This is a genomic window from Rhizobium hidalgonense, from assembly GCF_005862185.2.
GTDB classification, from domain to species: Bacteria; Pseudomonadota; Alphaproteobacteria; order Rhizobiales; family Rhizobiaceae; genus Rhizobium; species Rhizobium hidalgonense.
In genome coordinates, this window is sequence record NZ_CP054027.1 from 129205 (window position 1) to 153021 (window position 23817).

At 62.3% G+C, this 23817-nt stretch carries 20 protein-coding genes and 1 riboswitch; of the genes, 16 read left to right on the plus strand and 4 right to left on the minus strand.

Annotated features, from left to right (window positions below):
- The first annotated feature begins 11 nt into the window (after nt 1-11).
- Nucleotides 12-89, plus strand: a riboswitch (SAM riboswitch).
- 50 nt (nt 90-139) lie between these two features.
- From metA to FFM81_RS00585, 6 genes are all read left to right on the plus strand, one after another.
- Nucleotides 140-1063 (plus strand): homoserine O-acetyltransferase MetA, encoded by a 924-nt coding sequence (gene metA, locus FFM81_RS00560; protein WP_003567534.1) that lies wholly within the window; start codon nt 140-142, stop codon nt 1061-1063.
- 126 nt (nt 1064-1189) lie between these two features.
- Nucleotides 1190-2212: an aldose epimerase family protein gene (locus FFM81_RS00565; protein WP_003567532.1), complete on the plus strand. Its 1023-nt coding sequence runs from the start codon at nt 1190-1192 to the stop codon at nt 2210-2212.
- Nucleotides 2213-2356: 144 nt separating this feature from the next.
- A complete protein-coding gene (locus FFM81_RS00570; protein WP_003567530.1) occupies nt 2357-3130 on the plus strand; it encodes a GntR family transcriptional regulator in 774 nt (257 codons plus the stop codon).
- A complete protein-coding gene (locus FFM81_RS00575) occupies nt 3127-4158 on the plus strand; it encodes an SIS domain-containing protein (RefSeq protein ID WP_138385273.1) in 1032 nt (343 codons plus the stop codon). The genes FFM81_RS00570 and FFM81_RS00575 overlap by 4 nt, the downstream gene beginning before the upstream one ends.
- On the plus strand, nt 4158-5309 hold the full coding sequence (nagA, locus tag FFM81_RS00580; protein ID WP_003567526.1) for an N-acetylglucosamine-6-phosphate deacetylase: 1152 nt from the start codon (nt 4158-4160) through the stop codon (nt 5307-5309). Before FFM81_RS00575 ends, nagA begins: the two co-directional genes overlap by 1 nt.
- A 17-nt stretch (nt 5310-5326) precedes the next feature.
- Complete coding sequence (locus FFM81_RS00585; RefSeq protein ID WP_003567524.1) at nt 5327-6055, plus strand: SIS domain-containing protein; 729 nt, start codon at nt 5327-5329, stop codon at nt 6053-6055.
- Nucleotides 6056-6112: 57 nt separating this feature from the next.
- Here the strand turns inward: FFM81_RS00585 and efp are convergent, their stop codons facing one another.
- Nucleotides 6113-6682, minus strand: coding sequence for an elongation factor P (gene efp, locus FFM81_RS00590; RefSeq protein WP_003567522.1), 570 nt, complete (start codon nt 6680-6682; stop codon nt 6113-6115).
- Nucleotides 6683-6826: 144 nt separating this feature from the next.
- On the opposite strand from efp, the gene epmA reads away from it, so the two are divergent.
- The 9 genes from epmA to FFM81_RS00635 all read left to right on the plus strand — a co-directional run bounded on the left by epmA (nt 6827) and on the right by FFM81_RS00635 (nt 19736).
- Nucleotides 6827-7888, plus strand: coding sequence for an EF-P lysine aminoacylase EpmA (epmA, locus tag FFM81_RS00595; protein WP_003567520.1), 1062 nt, complete (start codon nt 6827-6829; stop codon nt 7886-7888).
- Nucleotides 7885-8937: a lysine-2,3-aminomutase-like protein gene (locus tag FFM81_RS00600; RefSeq protein ID WP_138385272.1), complete on the plus strand. Its 1053-nt coding sequence runs from the start codon at nt 7885-7887 to the stop codon at nt 8935-8937. Before epmA ends, FFM81_RS00600 begins: the two co-directional genes overlap by 4 nt.
- A 262-nt stretch (nt 8938-9199) precedes the next feature.
- Nucleotides 9200-9451, plus strand: coding sequence for an acyl carrier protein (locus FFM81_RS00605; RefSeq protein WP_003567517.1), 252 nt, complete (start codon nt 9200-9202; stop codon nt 9449-9451).
- Complete coding sequence (locus FFM81_RS00610) at nt 9451-10632, plus strand: acyl-CoA dehydrogenase family protein (RefSeq protein WP_003567515.1); 1182 nt, start codon at nt 9451-9453, stop codon at nt 10630-10632. The genes FFM81_RS00605 and FFM81_RS00610 overlap by 1 nt, the downstream gene beginning before the upstream one ends.
- A gap of 4 nt (nt 10633-10636) precedes the next feature.
- Complete coding sequence (locus tag FFM81_RS00615) at nt 10637-11545, plus strand: amino acid--[acyl-carrier-protein] ligase (protein WP_003567513.1); 909 nt, start codon at nt 10637-10639, stop codon at nt 11543-11545.
- 8 nt (nt 11546-11553) lie between these two features.
- Nucleotides 11554-12516, plus strand: coding sequence for a DUF1839 family protein (locus tag FFM81_RS00620; RefSeq protein ID WP_038574275.1), 963 nt, complete (start codon nt 11554-11556; stop codon nt 12514-12516).
- 16 nt (nt 12517-12532) lie between these two features.
- Complete coding sequence (locus tag FFM81_RS00625) at nt 12533-15013, plus strand: glycoside hydrolase family 2 protein (RefSeq protein ID WP_138385271.1); 2481 nt, start codon at nt 12533-12535, stop codon at nt 15011-15013.
- Nucleotides 15014-15055: 42 nt separating this feature from the next.
- Nucleotides 15056-16234: a glycosyltransferase family 4 protein gene (locus FFM81_RS00630; protein ID WP_128398588.1), complete on the plus strand. Its 1179-nt coding sequence runs from the start codon at nt 15056-15058 to the stop codon at nt 16232-16234.
- Nucleotides 16235-16424: 190 nt separating this feature from the next.
- Complete coding sequence (locus tag FFM81_RS00635; protein WP_003567506.1) at nt 16425-19736, plus strand: oligosaccharide flippase family protein; 3312 nt, start codon at nt 16425-16427, stop codon at nt 19734-19736.
- Nucleotides 19737-19756: 20 nt separating this feature from the next.
- Here the strand turns inward: FFM81_RS00635 and FFM81_RS00640 are convergent, their stop codons facing one another.
- From FFM81_RS00640 to FFM81_RS00650, 3 genes are all read right to left on the minus strand, one after another.
- Nucleotides 19757-20935: a glycosyltransferase family 4 protein gene (locus FFM81_RS00640; protein ID WP_003567504.1), complete on the minus strand. Its 1179-nt coding sequence runs from the start codon at nt 20933-20935 to the stop codon at nt 19757-19759.
- Between the two features lie 145 nt (nt 20936-21080).
- Nucleotides 21081-21317 carry an Lrp/AsnC ligand binding domain-containing protein gene (locus FFM81_RS00645; protein ID WP_003567502.1) on the minus strand — a complete coding sequence of 79 codons (237 nt, stop codon included), beginning with the start codon at nt 21315-21317 and terminating at the stop codon, nt 21081-21083.
- Nucleotides 21318-21386: 69 nt separating this feature from the next.
- Nucleotides 21387-22295, minus strand: a complete 909-nt coding sequence (locus tag FFM81_RS00650; protein WP_037091815.1) for a LysR family transcriptional regulator — start codon at nt 22293-22295, stop codon at nt 21387-21389.
- A 103-nt stretch (nt 22296-22398) separates the two neighbouring features.
- Here FFM81_RS00650 and hglS point away from each other — a divergent pair, with 103 nt between their 5' ends.
- Nucleotides 22399-23808, plus strand: coding sequence for a 2-oxoadipate dioxygenase/decarboxylase HglS (gene hglS / locus FFM81_RS00655; RefSeq protein WP_138385269.1), 1410 nt, complete (start codon nt 22399-22401; stop codon nt 23806-23808).
- Nucleotides 23809-23817: the final 9 nt, after the last annotated feature.

The following is a 23817-nucleotide window of genomic DNA, read 5'->3' on the forward strand; positions in this document are numbered from 1 at the left end:
CTGGGTCTAATGAAGCGTTTCGTGGTGATTTGGCCGGCCGGCTTGCAGCCACGTTAAAAAAGTTGCTAAAGGGCCGCGTGCGGACCGGTAGCGATTTTTTTCGCCGCCGGTTTTTTGCTTTTTTGATCGAGTGACCGCAATGCCCATCAAGATCCCTGATACGCTGCCCGCCTTTGAAACTCTCGTTCAAGAGGGTGTGCGGGTGATGACCGAGACGCTGGCGATCCGTCAGGATATCCGTCCGCTGCAGATCGGGCTGCTCAACTTGATGCCGAACAAGATCAAGACCGAATTGCAGATGGCCCGCCTCGTCGGCGCCTCGCCGCTCCAGGTCGAGCTGTCGCTGATCCGCATCGGCGGCCACAAGGCGAAGAACACCTCCGAGGATCACCTTCTTGCCTTCTACCAGACCTGGGAGGAGGTGAAGCATCGCAAATTCGACGGCTTCATCATCACCGGGGCGCCGATCGAGCTTTTGCCCTATGAGGACGTTACCTATTGGCCGGAGATGCGGGAGATTCTCGACTGGACGGAAACGAATGTGCATTCGACGATGAACGTCTGCTGGGGCGCGATGGCGGCGATCTATCATTTCCACGGCGTTCCGAAATACGAGCTGAAAGAGAAGGCCTTCGGCGTTTACCGCCACCGCAACCTGAAACCTTCCTCCATCTATCTCAACGGCTTTTCCGACAATTTCGAGGTGCCGGTGTCGCGCTGGACCGAGGTGCGCCGCGCCGATATCGAGAAATCCGACAGCCTGGAAATCCTGATGGAATCCAGCGAGATGGGCGTCTGCCTCGTGCACGAGAAGCGGGGCCGGCGGCTCTATATGTTCAACCACGTCGAATATGATTCCACCTCGCTGTCCGACGAATATTTCCGCGACGTCAATACCGGCGTGCCGATCAAGATGCCGCACAACTATTTCCCGCATAATGATCCGGCGCTTGCGCCGCAGAACCGCTGGCGCAGCCACGCGCATCTTTTGTTCGGCAACTGGATCAACGAAATCTATCAAACGACGCCCTTTGATGTGGAGGAGATCGGCACGGATCTCTGAACGTGACCGAGCGAATGCCGCGGCATCGCCGCTGCGGCATTTCTTTCTCCTCCGACCGGTTGCGGTTTGGAACAAATGCGGGCAGGTTCCGCTCCTAAATCCCTGGAAAAGAACGGACGGTCGATCATGTCGGATAAGTTGGAGCGGGAAGTTTTCGGGCAGACCAAGGCGGGCGAGACCGTCTATCGTGTCGTTATCAAGGGCGGCGGGCTGACGGCCAAGATCATCACCTGGGGCGCGGTCATCCAGGATTTGCGCCTGGAAGGGCATGAGGCGCCGCTGCAGCTCGGCTTTGAGGATTTCGACAGCTACCCGCTCTATTCGGCCTATTTCGGCGCGACGCCCGGCCGCTGCGCCAACCGCGTCGGTGGCGGCAAATTCACGCTCGACGGCAAGGACTACCAGCTGGAGCCGAACGAAAATGGCGTCACGCATCTCCATGGCGGCAGCGATAATATCGCCAAACGCAACTGGACGGTCGTCGAGCATGATGTCGACCGCGTGGTGCTGAAGATCGTCGATCCCGATGGCCGCGCCGGCTATCCCGGCAATTGCACCATCCAGGCAACGTTTTGGGTGCACGGCAACGGCGAACTGTCGGTGACCTATGAATCGACCAGTGACCAGCCGACCCTCGCCAATGTCTGCCAGCACGCCTATTTCAATCTCGATGGCCGCGAAGATGCGCTTGGCCACGACATCATGATTGCTGCCGACCACTATCTGCCGACCGATGAAAGGCAGGTGCCGACCGGCGAGATCCGTTCCGTCGAGGGCACGGAGTTCGATTTCCGCGAGATGGCGCCGATGAAGCGTTTCGTCGGCAGTGAACAAGCTTTGTATGACCATAATTTCTGCCTGTCTCCCGAGCGCACCGCCAAGCGAAGCGTCGCGCTTGCCCGCAGCCTCTATTCGGGTGTGTCGCTGGAGGTGCGCAGCACCGAGCCGGGTGTGCAGTTCTATGCCGGTTTCAAGCTCAATACCGGGGCGCCCGGGCTCGGCGGGCGTAAATACGGTCCCTTCGCCGGCTTCTGCCTGGAGACGCAGGTCTGGCCGGATGCCATCAATCATCAAGGTTTCCCGAATGCGGTGCTGCGCCCCGGCGAAGTGCTGCGCCAGGAGACGGACTATATCTTCACCAAGAGCTGACGTCCTTTCAGGCGCGCGGCGCCGTGGACTCACGGCTGTCAAATTTGATCTCCATGAACCTCTCCGGTCCTCGGGGAGGTTTTTTCTTGCCGGTGTGCGATTCCGCCTTGCCGATTGGTTCTAGATAGGTTCTATTACTCTCCCATGGATAGAACCAGTCTGATAGCGGAGCTGAGCAGCCGCGGCCTGCGTGACGAGGCGTTGACCGGCCCGCTTTACAAGCGGCTGGCGCAGGCGTTGACCGGCCTCATCCAGGAAGGCCTGCTGAAGCCCGGCACGGCGCTGCCGGGAGAACGCGACCTCGCCGAGGCTCTGAAGCTCGGCCGTGTTACCGTGCGCACCGCCTACCGCGATCTGATGGCGTCGGGTGCGCTGGAATCGCGCCATGGAAGCGGTACTTTCGTATCGAGCAGGGTGGAGCGCATGGAGCAGTCGCTCTGGCGGCTCTCCTCCTTCTCCGCCGACATGCGCTCGCGCGGGCGCCTGCCGGCTGCACGGATATTGTCGCGGGCGGTCAATACCCCGTCACCGGAGGAATCCTTCCTGCTCGGCCTCGGGGGCGACGAACCGGTGCTCAGGCTCGACCGGTTGCGCCTCGCCGATGGCCTGCCGCTGGCGATCGAACGCGCCGTGGTGCCGATCAAGTTCTTGGGCGATGATGCCGGTGGCGAGGGATCGCTCTATGATGCGCTGACGGCCAGCGGCCACCGGCCGGTGCGCGCGCTACAGCGGCTTACGGCGGTCACGCTGGACCCGTCCTCGGCGGCGATCCTAAACGTTACATCGGGTGCGCCGGCGCTGCTGATCGAGCGCGTCTCGCGCCTGGAAGACCAGCGCGTCGTCGAATACACCCGCTCGCACTATCGAGGCGATGCCTATGATTTCGTTGCAGAATTGAGAATCGGAGATGACCTATGAGTGAGAACCAGTCGCTGATGCTGCAGGAAGCCGGCCAATCGGCGGAGGTGGTGGCCACCCTTCTCGAAAAGGAAAAACCGGTCTTCGCCGAGATTGCCCGGCTGTTTTCATCCTCCCGCCCGAACGTGGTGACGACGGCGGCGCGCGGCTCCTCAGACCATGCCGCCACCTTCTTCAAATATCTCTTCGAGATCAGCTGCGGCGTTCCGGTCGCATCGGTCGGTCCGTCGATTGCTTCCGTCTACGGTGCCACGCTGCATCTGAAGGGCGGCGTGCATTTCACCGTCTCTCAATCGGGCGCCAGCCCAGATATCGTCGCACTGCAGGATGCCGCGAAGAAGGGCGGGGCGACGACGATCGCCGTCGTCAACGTCACCGACAGCCCGTTGGCAAAACAGGCCGATATCGTTCTCGGTCTGAATGCCGGCGCGGAAAAAAGCGTGGCGGCGACGAAATCCTTCATCGCCTCGGTCGCCGCCCTGTCCGGCGTGACAGCCGCGATCGGTGGCGCCTCCGACCTGCAGGCGGGGCTCGGCAAGCTGCCGGAAGCGCTTTCGGCAACCGCCGGGATCGACACCGCGACAGCCGAAGACGTGCTTTTCCATGCGACTTCGCTCTATACGGCCGGCCGCGGCCCGGCCTTCGCGATTGCGCTCGAAGCGGCGCTGAAGGCCAAGGAAACCTCCGGCCTGCATGCCGAGGCCTTTTCGCTGGCGGAACTGATGCATGGTCCGATGCGCCTGGTGCAGCCGGGCTTTCCGATCGTCGCCTTCGCGCCCGACGATGCGGCCTTCGCCAATAATGGCCAGGCGCTGGAACGTCTGCAGAAGCTCGGCGCCACCACCGTCGGTTTCTCCACGCAGCCGCTCTCCGGCGTCAATCTGCGCGTGCCGACGACGGGTAACGGCTTGGTCGATCCGCTGGTATCGCTGCTCGTCTATTATCGGTTGATCGAGTCGGTGACGCGCCGCAAGGGCTTCGATCCGGACAAGCCGGCGAACCTGCTCAAGGTGACGGAGACGGTCTGATGGCCCGCAAGATCTTCGTCGGCGCCCGCATCTTCGACGGCGAGCGCTTCCATGACGACAAGGCGCTCGTCGTTGCCGACGACCGCGTCGAAGCGATCGTTGGGAAAAACGATCTGCCGGGCGGCGAGACGGTGACGCTTGACGGAGGCATTCTGTCGGCCGGTTTCATCGATGCGCAGGTCAATGGCGGCGGCGGACGGATGCTGAATGACGAACCATCAGCAGCTTCGATGGAACTCATCGCCGGCGGCCACCGGCCCTATGGTACGACCTCGCTGCTGCCGACGCTGATCACCGATACATCGGAGGCGTCCATTGCCGCGATCGAGGCCGCGTCGGAAGCGGTCGAGGTCGACCGCGGCGTGGCCGGCCTGCATCTGGAGGGCCCGCATCTGGCGCCCGCGCGCAAGGGCGCGCATCTGGCCGAACTGATGCGGCCGGTCGAGGACCGGGACGTCAAGGCTTTCATCCTGGCGCGCGAGGCGATCGGCACGCTGCTCGTCACTATTGCCGCCGAGCAGGTAACGGTTGCCCAGGTGCGGGAACTTGCGGAGGCCGGCGTCACGATCAGCATCGGCCATTCCGACTGTTCGAGCGAGGCGGCGGAGGAGCGTTTCGATGCCGGGGCACGTGGCGTCACGCATCTGTTCAACGCGATGAGCCAGATGGGGCACCGGGCGCCCGGTCTTGTCGGCGCGGCGATCGATCATCCCTCGGTCTGGTGCGGCATCATTGCCGATGGTCATCACGTCGATCCGAAGGCCTTGCGCACGGCGTTGCGCGCCAAGCGCGGCGAGGGCAAGCTGTTCTTTGTCACCGATGCGATGTCGCTCGTCGGGTCTGATAAGGACTCGTTCACACTGAACGGTCGCACCGTCCGGCGCGAAAGGGGTAGTTTCTGCTCGAAGCTGGTGCTTTCAGACGGCACGCTCGCCGGTTCCGACATCGACATGATCTCGGCGATCCGTTACGGCGTCACCTATCTGGACCTGACGCTCGCCGAGGCTCTGCGAATGGCGACACTTTATCCGGCCCGTTTCCTCAGGCTCGCCGATCGTGGCCATCTCTCGCCGGGCACGCGCGCCGATCTGGTGCATCTCACCGACGCGCTTGCCGTCACCGCCACCTGGCTCGGCGGCGAGGCGACCTGACATCAAGGAGACGTGGGATGACTGATATCACGGATGCCTACTTCGCCAATCTGATTGGCCGCCTGGAGACGCTGAAGGACGTGCTTGCCGAGCCGATGGCGCAGGCAGCTGATGTCATTCTCGATGCTGCCCGCGGCGACAAGCGCGTTTATGTCTTCGGCACCGGCCATTCGCATATGCTGGCGGAAGAGGTTCACTATCGCGCCGGCGGGCTCGCCTTCACCGTGCCGGTGCTTGTCGGCTCGGCGATGCTGCATGAGGGGGCGGTCATCAGCTCGGTCTATGAGCGTACACAAGGTCTGGTGCGGCCGATGCTGGAGCGTTACGGCATACAGCCGGGCGACGTCATTATCATTGCCTCCAATTCGGGCGTGAACGCGGCGCCGATCGAGGCCGCCGATTATGCGCGCGAAATCGGCGCAAAGGTGATCGCCATCACCTCGATCGCCTATTCCTCAGCGATCGCCAATGGCCGTCGACGGCTCGCCGAGGTCGCCGATGTGGTGCTCGATAACGGGCTGCCGCCGGGGGATGCCGTTCTCGATCTCGAAGGCACGGGGTTTCGGGTCGGACCGGTCTCGACGGCGGTCGGGGTGACGGTCATCAATGCGATATTTGCCGAAGTCGCCTCGGAGCTTTCCAAAGCCGGTGATCCGCCGATCTATCTCAGCGCCAACATGCCGGGTGCTGCCGAGGTCAATCAGAAGTTGGTGCGGAAATATCGGCCGCGCAATCCGCATCTCTGAGATTTGATACAAAAAAGGCCGGCGTCGGCCGGCCTTTTTGATAGCCGAAACCAGGGATCAATCCTTGGCGCGCTCGACGTAGGAATTGTCTTCCGTCGCGATGACGACGCGGGTGCCGGCATTGATGTGCGGCGGCACCATGGTGCGCACGCCATTCGACAGCATGGCCGGCTTGTAGGAAGACGATGCCGTCTGCCCCTTGACGACCGGTTCGGTCTCGGTGATCTCAAGCGTGACGTGGCGCGGCAGTTGGAGCGCCAGCGCAATACCTTCATGCATCGAAAGGATGCAGGACATTCCTTCCTGCAGATAAGCCTTGTCGTCACCCATCGTGTCGACATCGACGACGACCTGATCGTAGCTCGCCGGGTTCATGAAGTGGAAGCCTTCGCCGTCTTCATAGAGAAACTGGAAGGAGACGTCTTCGACGAAGGCGCGCTCGACCTGTTCGGTGGTGCGCCAGCGCTCGGAAACCTTCACGCCGTCGACGATGCGGCGCATGTCGACCTGGGTGACCGGCGTGCCCTTGCCCGGGTGAAAGTTCTGGGCGGTGAGAACGACGTAGAGCTTGCCGTCCACGTCGAGAACGTTGCCCTTGCGGACCGAAGAGGCGATAACCTTGACCATAAGACTTCCTTGTAACTCGGCTTTCACCGTCGTAGAGGACTGTCGAACCTCCAAGACGGAAATATTTTTCTTTGGGGCGCAACTAACCTAAAATCCGGGAAATAGCCATCCCCATACCGGCTTCTCCGGCGAAGAAAGCTTGGAATGAACTCTTCGGCCAAAGCGTCCCCCTGGTGGACCCCGTCCGTGCATGCCGATCGCCGTCCGTTCTTGATTGGGCGCAATGCGATCCAGGCGGCGTTGCGCGGGTTTTTCGCGGGCGAGGATTTCATCGAGGTCGATACGGCGGCGCTGCAGATCTCCCCCGGCAACGAGGCGCATCTGCATGCCTTCGCCACGGAAGCGCTGACGACGGATGGGCAAAGGGCGCCGTTCTACCTGCACACCTCGCCGGAATTCGCCTGCAAGAAGCTGCTTGCGGCCGGCGAGGAACGCATCTCTTGTTTTGCCCATGTCTATCGCAATCGCGAACGCGGGCCGCTGCACCATCCCGAATTCACCATGCTCGAATGGTATCGCGCCGACGAAAGCTACGAGAGCCTGATGATGGATTGCGTGCGGATCCTGGCGCTGGCGGCGGAAACAGCAAAGACCGAGAAGCTTGCCTATCGCGGCGGCGAGAGCGATCCCTTCGCCGGGCCGGAGCGGATCAGCGTTGCCGTAGCCTTCGAACGTCATGCCGGCATCGACCTTCTTGCTTCCGTTGCCGCCGACGGTTCGACCGATCGCGATCATCTGGCCGCCGAGCTCCGGCGCGTCGGCATGCGTGTCGCCGAGGACGATGGCTGGGCCGATCTGTTCAGCCGGGTGCTGGTCGAAATGATCGAGCCGCATCTCGGCTTCGGCCGTATCACCATTCTCGACGAATATCCGGTCTCGGAGGCCGCCCTTGCGCGTCCTTCGGCACGCGACCCCCGGGTTGCCGAACGTTTCGAGCTCTATGCCTGCGGCGTCGAGCTTGCCAATGGCTTCGGCGAGCTGACCAATGCTGGCGAACAGCGGCGGCGCTTCGAGATCGAGATGGCCGAGAAGGCGCGGGTCTACGGTGAGACCTATCCACTCGACGAGGATTTCCTCGCCGCACTGTCGCTGATGCCCGAGGCCAGCGGCATCGCGCTCGGCTTCGACCGGCTGGTGATGCTGGCGACGGGGGCATCGCGTATCGACCAAGTGCTGTGGGCGCCGGTCGCGGAGTATGGAAGATGAATGCCGTCAAGCCGATCAAGAGCGTCGACGATCTGGTCATGGCAGGGCTGGTGGCGCCGGCCGATCGCATAGCGCTGGAGGCGGTTGCCGCGCGTTACGCGATTGCCCTGACGCCAGTTATGACCGGGCTGATCGACCGCGCCGATCCCGATGATCCGATCGCACGGCAATTCGTGCCGGATGCCGCCGAACTGACGGTCGCCCTAGAAGAACGCGCCGATCCGATCGGCGATCAAGCCCACAGCCCGGTCGAAGGCATCGTTCATCGTTATCCCGATCGTGTGCTGCTGAAGGCTGTGCATGTCTGCCCGGTCTATTGCCGCTTCTGCTTCCGGCGCGAAATGGTCGGGCCGCAGGGTCTCGGCACGCTCGATGCGGTGGCGATGCAGGCGGCCTTCGACTATATCAAAGGTCATGGAGAGATCTGGGAGGTGATCCTCACCGGCGGCGATCCGCTGGTGCTCTCTCCGCGCCGGCTCCGCGACATCATGGAGGCGCTGGCGGAATTCGCCCATGTGAAGATCGTGCGGTTCCACACGCGTGTTCCCGTCGTCGAGCCTGAGAGGATCGATGCGGCGTTGATCGCCGCGCTGAAGGCGAGCGGCAAGACGGTCTATGTGGCGCTGCACGCCAACCATGTCAGGGAATTGACGGCGGAAGCGCGCGCGGCCTGTGCCCGTCTCGTCGATGCCGGCATCGCCATGGTCAGTCAGTCGGTGCTGCTCAAAGGCGTCAACGACGATCCCGACGTGCTTGCGGAACTGATGAAGGCTTTCGTCGAGATCCGCGTCAAACCCTATTACCTGCATCACCCGGATCTGGCGCCCGGCACCGGCCATTTCAGATTGACGATTGAGGAGGGACAGAGGATCGTCGCGGCGTTGCACGGGCGGATCTCCGGACTGTGTCAGCCGACCTACATCCTTGATATTCCGGGTGGTCACGGCAAGGCCGTTGTCAGCGGCAGCACCGTTCGGGCTAGGGGTGAGGGATGTTATTCCGTCTCGGATTACCGCGGCAACGAGCATTCCTATCCGCCCGTTGATTGACGCAAAGCGGTGCGTTTCGTGTCATTTCTGTACTCGCCGCGGCGAAAATTGGGTCGAATTCCATCGTCGAGACAGGCGTAAGTCGTTGATTAATAGCCAATATTATAGCTCAAGCCGCGGCAATCGCTAAAATCCTAACTGTGAGCCTCAATCATATTTAACGCTATAAATTAGCGGAATGTTCTGTTTTCCGCACTAAAAGAACGCTCATGACAAGGCGATGAACGCCGGATCGGGATCATGAGAATCTTGGAGTGATGGGATGAATAAGACAATCCGCGACCTCGTAGCCAAATTCGGCAAACTTCCTGTCGCAATCGACCAGGTCGCCGACGATGCCGATCTTTATGCGGCGGGTCTGACCTCCTTTGCTTCGGTGCAGCTGATGCTTGGCATCGAAGAAGCGTTCGACATCGAATTTCCCGATAATCTCCTGAATCGCAAATCCTTCGCGAGCATCTCCGCGATCGCCAAAACGGTCGATATTATCCAGGACAGCCGGAAGGTCGCCTGATGAACTTCCCCGTCAAGATCACGCAGGACGGTCTTGCCGCAAGGGTCGCTCGTGTCGCCGAAATCGCGGCGAAACACGCCGATACCGTCGATGCCGAGGGCCGCTTTCCCCGGGAAGCCGTGGATGCGATGAAGGCCGAAAGGCTGCTCGGCATCCAGGTGCCGCGCCATTTCGGCGGTGAATCCGCCTCGATCACCGAGATTGCCGAATTGTGCTCGATGCTTGGCCAGGCCTGCGCGGCCAGCGCCATGGTTTTCGCCATGCACCATATCAAGCTGTCGAGTCTCGTCGAACACGGCGCCGACAGCGAATGGCATTGCGACTTCATGCGCTGCATTGCTGCCGACCAGCTGCTGATCGCTTCGGCCACCACCGAGGGCGGTATCGGCGGAAACCTGCGCAACAGCATTTGCGCGGTCGAAGTCGATGGCGATCTCTGCCGCCTCGAAAAGGATGCGACCGTCATTTCCTACGGTTCGCATGCCGATGCCATTCTCATCACCTCGCGTGCCCATGCGCAGGCGGCTTCCTCCGATCAGGTGCTGACGGCCTTCCTCAAGGACCAGTATACGCTCGAGAAGACCCATGCCTGGAACACGCTCGGCATGCGTGGCACCTGCTCCGACGGCTTCCTGTTCAAGGGACAGGCGCCGGCGCGTCAGATCCTGCCGAAGCCTTTCGCGGAGATCGCGGCGCAATCGATGCTCGCCTCCTCGCACCTGCTCTGGAGCGGCGTCTGGTACGGTATCGCGGTCGACGCCGTAGCGCGCGCCCAGGCTTTCGTGCGCGCCGCCGCCCGCAAGGCACCCGATACTCAGCCGCCGGGCGCGCTGCGCCTCGCCGAGGTTTCGAACCTGTTGCAGATGGTCAAATCCAACGTGGTTGCCGGCCTCAAGGCCTATGAGGATGCCAAATCTAATCATGACAGGCTGTCCTCGATGGGCTTTGCCGTGGCGATGAACAACGTCAAGATCGCCTCGTCCGAGACGATCCTGGAGATCGTCAACCATGCCATGCTGATCTGCGGCATCATGGGCTACAAGAACGGCACGCCTTTCAGCCTCGGACGCCATCTGCGCGATGCGCATTCCGCGCAGCTGATGATTTCGAACGACCGAATCCTCGGCAATACGTCGAGCATGCTTCTCGTCCACAAGCAGGACACTAGCCTTCTGGGGTAAAGCCATGGATATGCAGACCTCGTTTCTCGACCGGCTCTTCGAGTCCGGCCTGCTGATCGATACCGGCGTTGATGGTCTCTATGGCCGCAGCGGCCAGTTCGAAGACGTCATTACTGCTTTCGAACGGCTGATCGACACGTTCGGCGGCGCCGACGGCGCCGAGGCGATGCGTTTCCCGCCCGGCATGAACCGAGCGCTCTTCGAAAAGAGCGGTTACATGAAGAGCTTCCCGCAGCTGGCCGGTACGGTGCACAGTTTCTGCGGCAGCGATCTCGACCATATGAGCCTGCTGCAGTGCATGGAAGTCGGCGACGACTGGACCAAGGACCAGAAGGCGACCGATATCGTGCTGACGCCGGCTGCCTGCTACCCGCTCTATCCGACGGTCGCCAAACGCGGCAACCTGCCGGCCAAGGGCGGTCTCTTCGATCTTCAGTCCTATTGCTTCCGCCATGAGCCTTCGAAGGATCCTGCCCGCCAGCAGTTGTTTCGCATGCGTGAATATGTCTGCATGGGCACGGAGCAGCACGTCACCGATTTTCGTCAGACATGGATGGATCGCGGTGTCGAGATGATGAAGCACCTCGGCCTCGATGTGACCATCGACGTTGCCAACGACCCGTTCTTCGGGCGTGCCGGCAAGATGATGGTCAACAACCAGCGCGACCAGAACCTGAAGTTCGAATTGCTGATCCCGATCACGTCGACGGCAAATCCGACTGCCTGCATGAGCTTCAACTACCACCAGGATTCCTTCGGCCTGAAGTGGGGTCTGAACCTCGAAGACGGCAGCGTCGCACACACGGCCTGCGTCGGTTTCGGGTTAGAACGCATCGCGCTTGCCCTCTTCCACCATCACGGGCTCGACGTAAAGCAATGGCCGGCCAGCGTGCGGAAAACGCTGTGGGGCTGAGCCGGTCGATGACATCGGTATTTTCGGGGATCGACCCGGAAACTTATCGTCAGCACGCGCTGCATTCCGGCGAGCGCGCCTGGCCGGAAACCAATTGCTACGTCGATCTCTGGATCGAGGTGCTGGCGACCTCGGGCGTTGCGCCTGAGGCGATGCTGGGTTTCACCCTGGCGCAGGATTTCGAAGGCGACCAGTTCACCTTCTTCAAGGTGCCGCTCGAAGATCTCGAAGCGCTCTACGACATTCGCGCCACCGAGCTTGCCATCTATGACCGTGTCGAACGGCATGTGGAAGTGCAGATTGCGCGGGGCCGTCTCTGCCTGATCGAGATGGATTCCTTCTACATGCCGGACACGCGCGGCACCGCCTACCGGCAGGAGCACGGCAAGACGACAGTTGCCATCAACCGGCTTGATGTTGTGGCCAAACGCGTCGAGTATTTTCACAATGCCGGCTATTTCAAGCTTGACGGCGAGGATTTCGACGGGTTGTTCCAGCTGAAGTTGACGGAAAACGACCCGCCGTTCCTGCCCTATACGGAATTTGCGCGGTTCCCGGAAAAGCCCGCGGATGAAGCGCATCTGCGCGCTACCGCGCGGCGCCTTGCCGGGTTTCATTTCACCAGGCGTCCTCGCGAAAATCCGATCCGCGCATTCGCGGAGGTCTTCCCGCAGCAGGTCGAAGCGGTGGCGGAACGGCCCTTCGGCTTCTTCCACAAATATGCCTTCAATACGCTTCGCCAGGTCGGCGCCAATTTCGAGCTGGCGGCCGATCATCTGGCCTGGCTTTCCCCCGATGAATTCGCGGCGGCCGCCGAGCATGCGCGGCGCATTTCGGATGCGGCGAAATCGGTGCAGTTCCAGCTTGCCCGCGCCATCGCCCGCCGGAAGTTCGAGCCGCTGCAGACAGCCCTTGATCCGGCCGCCGATGCATGGGATTCCATGATGGCATCGCTTGTGGAGCGAATCTGAGGCCGGAGATCTGACCATGCGGGGGCGTTTGGCAAGCATCGGTGCCGAGGAAAGTCTGCTTTCCGAAGGCTGGAATCTGATCCTGACGGAGCCGGGCGCCTGCGCCGTACCGCACGACATTCATCTCTCCGCGCAGTTCATTCCGGCGCCCGTTCCCGGCACCGTTGCGTCAGCCCTCGAAAAAGCCGGGCTCTTCGACCGGGAAAATCCCGAGCCGCTGAACATCAAAGACGCCTGGTATCTCTGTCGGCTCTTCGATGCCGAGCCCGGAGAAGCGATCCTGCGGTTTGCAGGACTTGCGACGCTTTGCCATGTCTTCCTGAATGGCCAGGAAATCCTCTTTTCCGAAAGCATGTTCACGGCGCACGAAATCCCGGTAACACTTACGGGCGGCGACGAACTGGCGCTGTGTTTTCGGGCGCTCGGCCCCCGCCTGTCGGAGCCTGGTCCGCGCGCACGCTGGCGGCCGCAGATGATCACGCCGGCGGGGCTGAAGAATTTCCGCACGACGCTGCTCGGCCATATGCCGGGCTGGTGCCCCGATATCCATGCGATCGGGCCGTGGCGGCCTATTTCACTGGTGCGGCGCAATCCGGTCTCAATCGACAATGTCTCCATCCGCGCCGTGCTGGAGGAGAACGGCGTCGGCCGTCTCAGCGTTTCCCTGCACAGCAATGCCGAGAAGCCGGCAATGCTGCTGCGTTGCGGTGGCATGGAACAGCCCTTCGAGAAGGTCGCCGACAGCCATTATTCGGCGATCCTCAAGCTTTCCGACATCGAGCCTTGGTGGCCACATACGCATGGCGAGCCCCGTCTCTACGATTTAGCGCTGGTTTCCGACGGCGTGGAATATCTGCTCGGCACGACCGGCTTCCGGCGGATCGACGTCGACCGTGGCGCCGACGGCAACGACTTCGCCCTCACCGTCAACGGTGAACGCATCTTCTGCCGCGGCGCGGTGTGGACGACGGCCGATATTGTACGGCTGCCGGGCGGGCGGGGCGATTATGAACCGTTCCTGCGGCTTGCGGCGCAGGCCGGCATGAACATGATCCGCATCGGCGGCACCATGGCCTATGAGACGCCCGATTTATTCGCGCTTTGCGACGAACTCGGCCTGCTGGTCTGGCAGGATTTCATGTTTGCCAATTTCGACTATCCCCGTAACGACAAGGCGTTTCTCGGCCACGTGCATGCCGAGGTCGAGGAATTCCTGCACGGCGTCCAGGCGTCGCCATCCCTTGCGGTGCTCTGCGGCGGCAGCGAAATCCATCAACAGGCGGCGATGCTCGGCCTGCCGATGGAATTCTGGAGCGGGCCTGTCACGGATGAAATCATCCCGGCCATTGCCGCGCGCAAGCGTCCCGACGTGCCCTATGTCCCGAACTCGCCCTATGGCGGGGCGATGCCATTTTCGCCGAATGCCGGTATCGCCCATTATTACGGCGTCGGCGCCTATATGCGGCCGATGGCGGATGCGCGCCGCGCCGATGTGCGTTTTGCCTCCGAAAGCCTCGCCTTCGCGCATGTGCCGCAGCAACGGACGCTGCAGCGCCATCTCGACGTGCCGGCCGTTCATAGTCCGCTCTGGAAGGCCCGCGTGCCGCGCGACCGCAGCGCATCGTGGGACTTCGAGGACGTTCGCGACTTCTATCTGCAGCTTCTCTATGGCCTCGATCCGGCCCAGCTTCGCCGCGAGGATCCGGAACATTATCTCGATTTCTCCCGCGCGGTCACCTGCGAGGTGATCGAGGAGACCTTTGCCGAATGGCGGCACAAGGGCTCCGCCTGCAACGGCGCGCTCGTCTGGACGCTGCAGGACTTGCTGCCCGGCCCCGGTTGGGGCGTGATCGATTCCACCGGAGAGCCGAAGCCGGTCTGGTACGCGATGCGCCGCGCATTCCGGCCGGTTCAGATGGTTTTCACCGACGAGGGAACCAACGGTCTCGATGTGCACATCATCAACGAAACGGATGCCGCACTCGACGTGGAACTCGAAGTCGTCTGCCTGCGCGACGGAAGACAGCAGGTTGTCAGCGGCAGCAGGGCCTTCAAGCTGGCGGCAAGAGACACGGAGCGGCTTGCCGCTACCGCGCTGTTCGGCGCCTTCTTCGATACCACCTATGCCTTTCGTTTCGGCCCGCCGTCGCATAATGCGAGCGTCGCGCGCCTGCGCTCGCTGGCGGACGGCGCCGTTCTCGCGGAAAGCTTTCACTTCCCCTGCGGACGGGCAAAGGCGCTGCATGATGCGGGCATCGAGGCCTCGCTCGGCAGAGACGGCGACGACTGGTTCGTCGATCTCAGGACCGACCGGCTGGCGCAATCGGTACATATCGACATCGAAGGCTATCGGGCCGACGACGACTGGTTCCATCTCGCTCCCGGCGCATTGCGGCGTGTGAAGCTTCACGCGCTGTCTGGCGCGGAGGGCGATATTCCGCCTGCGGGCGAAATCAGAAGTCTCGGCAGTTCACATCGCGTCGGGCTCGCGGGCTGAGGCTCGCTGGGAATAATGCAAATCCACCGGAAAGATCGTGACTTGAGAAAGACATACCGGCTTCTACGCGCCCACGTTCTGCAACGGCTGATCCCGCGGTCGCGTGTCGCTTTCAATCCGCGCAAGCCGGTGGAAGTGGTCGGCTATCTGTCGATGGCGGTCGGCGTCGGTGAATCGGCGCGGCTCTGCGCTGGAGCGCTTTCGGAGGCGGGACGGACGATATCGCTCTCCGACGTCAGCACGCATCCCGACGCGAATTCCTTTCCCGGATGGGCGCCGCCGCGCGCCCCCAGCGAGCCGCCGGGAAGCCGGATCTGGCACCTCAATCCGCCGATGCTGCCGCGTGCCATCCTCAAGAAGGGTGTCACGAATTTCACCCGCGCCTTCAATATCGGCTATTTCGCCTGGGAACTGGAAGTCGTGCCGGCCGAATGGCGCAATGCCATGCATTATATGAACGCCGTCTTCGTGCCGTCGGAATTCACCCGGCGGACGATTGCGCCGCTCACCAAAGCGCCGGTCATCGTCGTTCCGCATCCGGTGACCGAGGCGGCGGCGACGGAAGGCATGCGGGAGAAGTTCGGCATCGAGAGGGATGCCTTTCTTGTCAGCTTTATCTTTAGCGCCGGCTCCTCGATCAACCGGAAAAATCCGCGGGCGGTCATCGAGGCTTTCAGGATATTTGCCGCCGAAGCCCCAAGCGCCTTCCTGCTGATGAAGGCAAGTGGCGATGTGAACAAGGATGAAGCCTTGCGTGCGCTGGTCGCCTCGGTCGCGGGCGACGCCCGGATCAGGATCGTCACCGACAGGCTGTCGAACGCCGATGTCAACGGCCTCATTCGCTCCTCCCAAGCCTATCTTTCGCTGCATCGTTCCGAGGGTTTTGGGCTGACGGTTGCCGAGGCGATCATGCAGCGCACGCCGGTTATTTCCACTTCCTGGTCGGGCACGGCGGATTTCTGCGACCCCGACAATTCATGGCTGGTCGCCTCTCCTCTCATTCCCGTCGTCGATACTCATCCGGAATTTGCCGGGCTCGACGGTGCGGTCTGGGCGGATCCCTCTCCTCAAGCCGCAGCCGCGCATCTCAGCGAGATTTATCGCGCGCCCGAGCTGGCGCGGGAGAAGGCCGAGAAGGCGCGGGCGTTCCTGCTGCGCTACCTCGCGGAGAACAGCTATGAGAAGGCGCTTCAGACGCTGGCGGCGATGCAGGCCAGCTAACTAAGGTGAGGTCGCCACTCCGCTTTATTTTAATATTTTCGCGTTAGAGATGACTGCTGTGCGGCTCTAGAGCATGTCGCGCAAAACTGTGCAGCGGTTTTGCGATAACGCTTAAAAACAAAACCTAAAGCGCGAGGAGCGAATCTGAAAGATCGCGACGCGCTTTAGGCCGATGCTGACGGATGGACAGATGTCGAAGGGTATTATCGCAAATTCGGTGATGAATGCGGCAGCAGGCATGCTGCTGTTGCTGACGGGCTTCGTCTCGTCGATCATAACCGCGCGGCTGCTCGGGCCGGAGGCCAATGGCATCGTCGCCTTCTCGCTCTGGCTGGTGGTCACCGGCGCCTCGATTGCCGAGCTCGGCTCCAGCATCACGCTCTTGAAGACCCTGCCGCAGCTTTCGGCGGAAGGTTACGACGCCCGCCGCCGGCGGGGATTTGCCGCCATCCTCGTCAGCTTCATGATGTTTTCGACCGTCGTGCTGCTGGCGCTCTACGCGCTGTTCTTCCTGACCTCCGAAAAGATGCACTGGGCGGAGACCGCGCCATCCGTCGCACTGGTCACGGCTGCGCTGTTCTTCGTCCAGGCGATCGGATCCTTCGTCAAATTCTACCTGATCGGCGAAAAGAAGCTCGGCGCCTTCTTCAAGCTGACGGTCGCTGTCTCGATCGTGCAGCTTGCCGGCGTTGCCGCCGGCGCCGTTTTCTACGGTGTCGAGGGTGTTCTCGTCGGTTACGCGTTCGGCCAACTCGTGCTGTTTTTCGCCACGCTGCCGATCCTGCTTGCGCGGCGCGATTGGTGTGGGGTCTCGCTGAAATATCTCGCCTCCTCCTCCGTCATCCTGTCGATCCAGTTCATCATCGATTCGATTTTCCTCAACCGGCTCGAGCTGCTCTTTTTGCAGCAGTTCTGGTCTGTGGAGATGGTCGGCTATTATGCCGTCGGCCTGTCGATCGCCAATATCGCGCTGCAACTGCCGATCCAGATGACCGGCAGCCTGCTGCCCTATTATTCCGAGCGGCGCCATAATAGCGACGATTCCACCTTGCCGGTCGAGGTCTTCGCCGCCGTCACCCGCAGCATGGCCTATATCGTACTGCCGATGAGCCTCGGGCTTGCCGCGATCTCCAGCGAGTTGGTGCTGGTGGTGTTCGGCGAAGCGTTCCGCCGCAGCGGAACGGTGGTGGCGCTGCTTGCGCTCGTCGCGCCGGCCTATACCTTCATGCAGATCCTCAGCCTCTATCTGTTGTCGATGGACAGGGCCCGCTCCCGCCTCAAGATCAGTGTGATAGGTGGCCTTCTGATGGTAGTCGGTTGTTTACTGATCATACCTAGGCTTGCGGCCGAGGGTGCTGCACTCGTGCGCATCCTCGTCTTCGTTGCAATGTCGGTGATGATGATCAGACAGACAGGATTCGGATCCCAGCTTTCAAGCCTCTACACAAGCCTGACAAAGGTGACGCTCGCCTCCGTGCTCTGTGCTTGTGGCGCGATCTCCGTGCTGGAATTCGTCCAGGGTCCGATCGGCCTCGTCGCCGCGATCATTGCCGGCACATTCTGCTATTTCGCGGCGCTTCGCGTGCTGCGCGCCGTGCCGGCCGAGGATGTCGAGGTCATGCGGTCCATTCTCGACAAAATGCCGCCCATGCTGCGGCGGCCTGTGGGACGCGCGATCAATTTCATTGCGCCGCGGCTTCCGGGCGACCCCGACCGCGCCAAGGTGGCGCCGGGTGAATTTTCGCTCGAACCGGCCGAGGGTGCGGGACGCGGTGCTGCCCTGCCTGTCGTCTTCGACGGCACGATCGGCCTGTTCATGCCTGAAAATCCCACGGTCAAGAAGCGGTCGGCCGCCGTGCTCTTCGTCAGCCCCTGGGGTTTCGAGGAAATGTGCAGCCGCAAATTCTTCCGGGTCGCCGCCGAGCATTTTTCCGATATCGGCGTGCCGAGCCTGCGCTTCGATTATCGCGGCACCGGCGATGCGCTCGATTTCGACGCGCTGCCGGCAAGGCTGGAAACCTGGGAAAATTCGATCCGCGCAGCCGCCGCCAAGCTGAAATCGCTCTCCGGCTGCGACCGGGTCATTCTTATCGGACAGGGCCTCGGCGCAACGCTTGCCCATCGCATCGGCGCCTCGATCGACGGCGTCGACAGCCTCGTCATGCTGGCGCCAGTGCTGAGCGGTCGCGCCTATCTGCGCGAACTCAACATGTGGTCGAAGATCATCGACGCCGATCTCGGCCTCGGCAAGGAGCATGTCCAGACCGCGAAGGTGCAGATCGCCGGGCTCGCCATGCCAGACGAGATCGCCGCCGAGCTCGGCAAACTCAATATCGCTTCGCCGCAGGGGCTGGCAGCATCGCGCTATCTGATCCTCGAACGTCCGGCCAAGGCCGACGATACCGGCTTTGCCGATGGGCTGAAGGCGCTTGGTGCCGATGTCGAGCAGACGGTTTTCGAAGGTTATGACGAGCTCGCCACCAATCCGCTGTTTGCCAAGACGCCGACAGCCGTCGTCGAGCGGTTGAGAACTTGGCTGGAGGCGACGACGACAGAGACATCCGCCGCCCACTCACCTGACGTGATCGAGAACCCGCCGCTTGCCGGCGAGGGTTTTGTCGAAGCGCCAGTGCGTTTCGGCAGCCACGATCATCTGGTCGGCGTCGTCAGCCGGCCGCTCGGCGAGATCCAAGGCAATGCCGTTCTCTTCCTGTCGACGGCCTATGACCGGCATGCCGGCTGGGGACGCACCACGGTGGATATGGCGCGCGAACTCGCGCGCCAGGGCGTCGTGTCGCTGCGCTTCGATTCGGCCAACGTCGGAGACAGCCCGCCGCGGCCGGATGCGCCGGAGCAGGTGCTTTATTCCAGTACACAGACCGAGGACGCGGTTGCCGCGCTCGATTTGCTCGAAAGCGTCGTTGCGGGTCCGATCATGGTGGCCGGCCGATGCAGCGGCGGTTATGTCGCCTTCCGCGCCGGTGTTGCCGACGAGCGATTGAAGGCGGTCGTCTCGATCAATCCCTTCGTCTACTACTGGGATCCGGAGATACCGGTGCGCAAGGAGCATGTCGTCTCCGTTCCTCGCAGCCTCGATGATTACGGTCAGCGGCTGGCGCGAATGGATACGCTGAAGAGGCTCATCAGCGGTCAGGTGGATGTGGTATCGGCGCTGCAGAATATCGTCATCGCCGGCGGCCGGCGTCTGTCGCCCTGGATCGCGCCGCTGCTCGAGCTGCTTCCCGACCGGCGCCATATCGCCCGCGAAGTCCGGCATTCCTTCGCGCAGTTCGGCAAGCGCAAGGTGCCGCTGACGCTGATCTACAGCGAAGGCGACGTCGGGCTCGACCACGTCTATTTCCATTTCGGGCCGCGCGGCGCCAAGCTTTCCCGCTATCCGAACGTGCGGCTGCTGATGCTGCCGGATGCCGACCACAATCTGACGCCGCCGCAATCGCGCAAATTCGTGCTCGACGAAATTATCCGCCTGGCGAGAGCCTGACGGATTTCAGGCGGGCAGGATCAGGTCCGGTCGGCGGTGACGACGTTCAGTGACCGATAGAGATCGATGTAACGCCCGGCGACGATGTTCCAGGAATAACCGCGGGCAGCGTCGAGAAGGCCGGCACGAACGGCGTCCGGTTGGCGTGAAAGAGCGTCATACGCGGCTTCAATCACTGTTGCGGCGGTCTCGGGATTGGTGAAATCGGCCAGCGTGATGACCGGATGCCGGCCGGCAAGCGTTGTAAAGGCGTCGTTTGCGTTCAGCACCGGCAGCAGGCCGGCGCTCATCGCCTCCAGCGCCACCAGGCCGAAACCTTCATATTCCGAGGCGGAGGCAAAGAGCGAGGCCTCGGCGATGATGCGCCGGATGGCGCCGTTGTCGGGTGAAACATGCAGGGTGATGCGGCCGGAAAGGTTGCGGCCCACGATCGCGGCTTCGACATCGGCTCGGTTCAGATCGGATTCGGCCCCGACGATGTCGAGATGCCATTCCGGGTCGCGAGCCTTCAGTACGGCCATCGCATCGAGCAGATGGTCCAGCCGCTTGTTCACCGAGAACCGGCCGATGGTGATGATGCGGCGCTTTGCCCGGCGCGAAGCGGTATCGGCGAACTTGCCGATATCGGCGCCGTTTTCGATCAGCAGGCTGTCCGGCACGATCTCGGAAAATTGCTTGAGGTCGGAGGCGCTGCAGCACACGACGCGCCGGTAGGCGAGCGCCGAAGCGCGGGTCAGCGTGCGGAACCAGATCTTCTTGATCGCGGCGTATTTCCGCGTGTGGAAAAAGCCGCCATGGGTGGTGACGATCATCGGCTTGCCATGCAGCAGCCGGCCCCAGGCGAGCGCGTCGAAGAAGAAGTCGATGGCATGGACATGCACGAGATCGGCATCGGCGAGATGGCGGAAAACTTGAGGCGCCAGCGGATAACGGCTGCTGCCGGACCAGGGAATGCGCACCACCTCGATACCGTCGATATTTTCGCGCGGCGGCAGTTTGTTCTGAGGTTCGGTAAACAGCGAATCGAGGGTGACGACGCGAACGCGATAACCGCGGCGAACGGTCTGGCGGCCAAGATTGGCGACGACGTCTTCCAGGCCGCCACGGTTCGGCAGGAATTGGCGCACGACATGGACGATCAGCGGCGCCGTTTCCGGCTGCGGCTTCTCGCGCACCCTGTCTGCCTCGACGATCGCCATGTTCCACCTATCGCTGCGCGCCGCTTCGAGCCGACGCGGAACTCTTATAGCAACGACCAGATATCCCGGGTGTTAAGCCGCGGTTTAAGCGACGTCATGCAAGGCAATTCTTCGCGAAGAGGGTTAACCGTATCTGAGAAGGAATTCAGAAAGCCTTGAAGGTCAGCGTCGTCAGCGAGCGGACGATGCCGGGAATATTGGCGATGTTGTCGTTGATGAATTTGCCGATATCCTGGCCTTCCTCGATATAGACCTTCAGCAGCAGGTCGTAGTCGCCGCTCGTGGAGTAGAGCTCCGAGACCAGTTCGGTCTGGTAGATGGCGTCGGCGACCTCATAGGTCTTGCCGGGGGCGCATTGGAGCTGGACGAAGATCGGCTTCATGGGGATTTCCTGCAGATGTTGTTTGGCTGATATAATGGTCGAAAGCGCCATGCCGATGCAAGCTGTTCGTCATGCGGCCGGGTTGGCGGCCGCTTCGGCGACGATCCAATCGCGGAAGGCGGCAAGCGGCGCATAGTCGGCGCGCTCGGGCGGAAAGGCGAGATAGTAGCGCTCGCGGCTTTCCATTTCACGGTCGATGGCGGCGACGAGGTCGCCGCGCCTGAGTTCCTCCTGCATCAGGAATGTCGGCAACAAGGCGATGCCGAGGCCGGCGATTGCTGCCTGCGCGGCGGTGGCGAACTGGTCGAAGAGCATGCCGTGCACGTTTTCGAAGGACACGCCGTTGCCGGCAAACCATTGCTCCCAGGCATCCGGACGCGTCGTCAGGTGCAGCAGCGGAGCGGCAAGCAGATCCTGCGGCCCGGAGATCGCGTATCGCTTCAGAAAATCCGGGCTGCAGGCCGGCACCGTGCGCTCGGACATCAGAAAGGCGAGTTCGGCGCCCGGCCAGTGCGGATGGCCGAAATGGATGGCGGCGTCGATCGAATCGAGGCGGAAATCGAACGGCGAAAGCCGGGTCACCAGATTGATCGTCACACCGGGATTGGCGGCGAGGAAGCGTCCGAGGCGCGGCGCCAACCAGCGCGTGCCGAAGGTCGGCAGGATGGCGAGATTGAGCGTGCCGCCATGTGGATTGGCGCGCAAGTTCAGCGAGGCGCTCGATATTCGCCGCAGCGCCTCGCGAATTTCGCGGGCATAACTGTCGCCGGCCAGCGTCAGCCGCATGGTCTGGCGTTCGCGCAGGAAGAGTTCGACGCCGAGCTGCTCCTCCAGCGCTCTCACCTGGCGGCTGACGGCGCTCTGGGTCAGATCGAGCTCGCGCGCGGCCGCCGTGACGCTGCCGGTGCGGGCAACTGCCTCGAAGGCGGCGAGGTGCGAAATCGACGGTAGAAAACGCCTTGAAGCGAACATGTTCATTCCATTTCAGAATGAGCTATTTCCAAAATGTCGATATTTCCGCCTTTGTGGCTGAAGTAAAGAGGCTGATCCTGCAAAAACGGAATGAGCCGGAGTTTCTCAGATGCCGCAAGCCTTCGTTTCCCCAGACCGTATCCGCTCGCAGTTCACCGAGGCGATGTCGCAAATGTACCGGGCGGAGGTGCCGCAATATGGCACGCTGATCGAACTGGTGGCGGATGTGAATGCCGGCTGCCTCGAAAACAATCCCGATCTGCGCGAGCGGCTCGCCCGCGCCGGCGAGCTTGATCGCATCGACGTCGAGCGTCACGGCGCCATCCGGCTCGGCACGGCGGACGAGCTCTTCACCATCCGCCGCCTGTTTGCGGTCATGGGCATGCAGGCGGTCGGCTATTACGATCTCTCGGTCGCCGGCGTGCCGGTTCATTCCACCAGCTTCCGGCCGGTCGACGAGGCAGCGCTCAACATCAACCCCTTCCGCGTCTTCACCTCGCTGCTGAGATTGGAGCTGATCGAGGACGAGGGGCTGCGCGCTGAAGCCGAAGCCATTCTGGCCGCACGGCGCATCTATACGCCGCGCGCCGTTGCGCTGATCGAGCGTCACGAGCAAAACGGCGGCCTGACGGAGGCTGAGGCAACGGAATTCGTCGCCGAGGCGCTCGAAACCTTCCGCTGGCACGGCGAGGCGACGGTCAGCGGCGAAACCTATAAACGCCTGCACGATGCGCACCGGCTGATCGCCGACGTCGTCAGCTTCAAGGGGCCGCATATCAACCATCTGACCCCACGCACGCTCGATATCGACGCGGTGCAGGCCCGCATGCCGGAACGCGGCATCACGCCGAAAGCCGTCATCGAAGGGCCGCCGCGCCGTCATTGCGATATCCTGCTGCGGCAGACGAGCTTTAAGGCGCTGGAGGAAACGATCATCTTTTCCGGTGACGAGGATGCGGTTCAAGGGACGCATACCGCCCGGTTCGGCGAGATCGAACAGCGCGGCGTGGCACTGACGGCCAAGGGCCGGACGCTCTACGACCGGCTGCTCACTTCCGTTCGCGGTGAGGTGCAGGTCGGCGCCGGCGGCGCCAAGGCCGGCGCCTACGACCAGGAACTCGCCGAGCGCTTCAAGGCGCTGCCAGATAGCTGGGACGAGCTGCGCAGGCAAGGTCTGGCCTTTTTCCGCTATTCGCCGACGCCTGCCGGCATTGCTGCGGCTGGGGGCACCTCGCTGCCCGGTGATCCGGAAACGCTGATTGCCAAGGGTTACCTCGCCTTCGCACCGATCGTCTACGAGGACTTCCTGCCCGTCAGCGCGGCCGGCATCTTCCAGTCGAACCTCGGCACCGACCAGCAGCAGAATTATGCGACGCATTCTAACCGCGACGCCTTCGAGGCAGCACTCGGCGCCGCCGTTCAGGACGAGCTGGCGCTTTATGCCGAGCGCCAAGACGCTTCGTTGAATGCGGCGATGGAGGTGCTCGGCCTTGGGCTGCCGTTGAAGACCGTTGCGTGAAATGGCTGC